Raw genomic sequence first — 2583 nt, forward strand, 5'->3', positions numbered from 1 at the left:
CCTGCCCGAGGCGGCCAAGGAGCTGGGCCTGACCGGGCCCGACGCGGAGGCCGAGGCGAGCGAGGCGTGGCGGGTCGCCGTCGACACCGGGCTCGTGGAGGTCAGCGACCCCGAGGAGGAGAGCGCGGAGTACGGGCGCGCGGCCCCGGGCGAGGAACTGGGCCGCCTCACCTCGGGCGGCCCGCAGGACGCGCTCGGCCTGTGGCTCGGCGCGCTGGACACGCTCCTGGCCGACGCGAGCATCCCCGACATCGAGGACCTGGACGAGCTGACCGGCGCCCTGGAGGGCGGCGGCACCGTCGACTTCGACGCGCTCGGCTGGGACCCGGAGGAGGAGGCCGAGTTCGTGGACCAGGCGCTCCTGAGCCTCTACCTCCTCACGGTCTCCGAGGGCGGTTCCACGGACACGCCCGTACCGCTGCCCGCGCTCGCCGCCGCGATGGTGGTGCCCGAGGACATGCCCGAGCCGAGCGACGCCATCCTGGAGCAGGTCTCCGAGACGATGGTCCGCCTCGACGCGAAGTTCCGGCTCCTCGACACTTCCGGGCTCCTCGTCTACACGCCGCTCGACGAGGCGCTGCTGGTGGAGGCCGACGCGGGCGAGCCCTTCGAGACCGAGGAGGAGGACGTCTCGCGGTACGGGCTCGTGCGCTACACGCCGCTCGGCCTGTACGGCATCCGCGAGCGCCTGGTCGAGGCGGGGCTCGAAGCCCCCGCCGTCGGGGACCTCGCGGAGGCGACGGCGGAGGTCCTGCTCGCCGGGATCGCGGAGTACCCCTCGCCCGCGGTGCGCGCGGAGCTGGAGAGCTGGCTCGCGGGGCGCGAGCCCGTCGCGGCGGCGGCGGACCTGCTCGCGGCGGCGCGGGGCGGGGACGCCGGGGGCCCGGTGCGCAGGCTGCGCGCCCAAGAGGCCCTGGAACTCGCCGGCGCGGGAGCCGAACCCGCCGTACGGGCGGTGCTGGACGATCCCGAGCTGGGCGGCCTCGCCCGCGTGTGGCTCTCCGAGCGGGGCCTGCCGGACGTCCCGCCGCCCCCGGCGGACCTCGTCTTCTGGCTCACCGTCGACACCGTCGCGGCCCAGCTCGCCGTGGAGGGCGAGTCGGCGGAGCTCCAGGCGCTCGTGGCGGGCCTCGCCGCCCAGCACAGCGGCTTCTTCGAGGCGGCGTGGCGCGTCAGGCATCCCGCGACGGCCGAGGTCCTGGAGGCGATGGGCCGCCTCCACCCCGACAAGCGCACCGCCAAGGAGGCCCGCAAGGCCGCCTTCAAGGCGAGGTCGGCGGCGGGGGAGGACCCCGGGCAGTGACGGCGGGGGCGCGGCACGGGGCCCGGAAACCGCCGCTCGGCGCCTGCGGCGTCCTCGGCCTCGTTGGGCGCGGCCTCACCCGTCCGCGGGCTCCCGCGGTCCGGCCCGGGCCTTCGCGCGGTCGACGCCGAGGCGGTCGATGAGATCGGCCGCGGGGTCGGGGCGGTCGCGGTCGAGCAGGGCGAGGAGGAGGTGTGCGGGGGGTGACGCGCCGGGCGCCCGCGCTCCGCGCCGCGCCCAGCGCCCCCGGGACGACCGCGCGGGCACCCGAGGTGAAGGGGGCGCGCTTGCGCGAGGCGGGGATCGCCGGGCGCGCGACGCCCCGCGCGTCGATGCCGAGGGCCGCGAGCGCCGCGAGGTCGAGCGCGTCGAGCGCGGCGCGGGCGGACGCGACGTCGGCGCCCAGGGCCGCCGCGGGCCCCGGCTGCCGGAGCACCCCGAGGAGAAGGTGTTCGGTGCCGATGCGGCGGTCGCCCCGCTCGCCCGCCTCGGTCGCCGCGTCGCTGACCGCGCCCCTCGCGTCCGGGGTGAAATGCTCGAACATCGCCGTCTCACTGTCCCTTCTGGTGGCCGTACTTGGTGTGGACGGACTGCCGGGAGACGCCGAGGGCGTCACCGATCTGCTCCCACGCCCAGCACTGCTCCCTGGCGCGGGCGACGGCGGCCGCCTCGACCTGCTCGGCGAGACGGCACAGGGCGCCCACGGCACGCAGGCCCACGTCGGGTTCGTGCGCGCCGAGGCGTCGTGTGTCAGCCCAGGCTGACGGGCTGGGTTCACGTCCGCAGGTACGAGGCTCCGTTGAGGTCCATGACCGTGCCGGAGGCCCACGTGGCGGCGGGGGAGGCGAGCCAGAGGACCGCCTCGGCGATCTCCTCCGGTTCCGCGACCCGCCCGAAGGGGCTCTGCGCCCGGATCGCCTCGCCCTCCGCGCCGCTCAGCCGGTGCGCGACGCGTTCCGTCGCGAAGAAGCCGGGAGCGACCGAGGCGACGGCGATGCCGTGCGGGGCGAGCGCGAGGGCGAGCGACTGGCCCAGCGCGTGCACGGCGGCCTTCGTCGCCCCGTACGCGGGGTGGGCCGGCTCGCCCCGGAAGGCGCCGCGCGAGCCGATGTTCACGATCCGGCCGCCGCGCCCGCCCGCGACCATGTGCCGGGCCGCCCGGTGGCTCAGGTGCGCGGCGGCGAGCAGATTCACCGAGACGTGCCTCTCCCAGGCCGCGACCCACTCCTCGAACGGCGTCTCCAGGGGTGGCCTGCGGGGTGTTGACGGCCGCGTTGTTG

3 protein-coding genes and 1 pseudogene are annotated in these 2583 nt (G+C 77.1%); 1 reads left to right on the forward strand and 3 read right to left on the reverse strand.

Features of this window, described 5'->3' with window-relative positions; all coding sequences use genetic code 11:
- Window positions 1-1303: hypothetical protein (locus SSBG_RS23755; protein WP_078491398.1), on the forward strand; the 1303-nt coding region annotated here is incomplete at its 5' end.
- On the opposite strand, the gene SSBG_RS23760 is transcribed toward SSBG_RS23755, so the two are convergent.
- From SSBG_RS23760 to SSBG_RS23765, 3 genes and pseudogenes are all read right to left on the reverse strand, one after another.
- The gene (locus tag SSBG_RS23760) at window positions 1263-1847 is read right to left on the reverse strand and encodes a Clp protease N-terminal domain-containing protein (protein ID WP_008748613.1); all 585 of its coding nucleotides are present in this window, start codon (window positions 1845-1847) and stop codon (window positions 1263-1265) included. The genes SSBG_RS23755 and SSBG_RS23760 overlap by 41 nt on opposite strands.
- A gap of 7 nt (window positions 1848-1854) precedes the next feature.
- The gene (locus tag SSBG_RS32290) at window positions 1855-2022 is read right to left on the reverse strand and encodes a hypothetical protein (RefSeq protein WP_008748614.1); all 168 of its coding nucleotides are present in this window, start codon (window positions 2020-2022) and stop codon (window positions 1855-1857) included.
- 55 nt (window positions 2023-2077) lie between these two features.
- Window positions 2078-2583, reverse strand: a pseudogene (locus tag SSBG_RS23765) (SDR family NAD(P)-dependent oxidoreductase); the annotation flags it as partial.

It is taken from the genome of Streptomyces sp. SPB074 (assembly GCF_000154905.1).
In the GTDB taxonomy this organism is placed as follows: Bacteria; Actinomycetota; Actinomycetes; order Streptomycetales; family Streptomycetaceae; genus Streptomyces.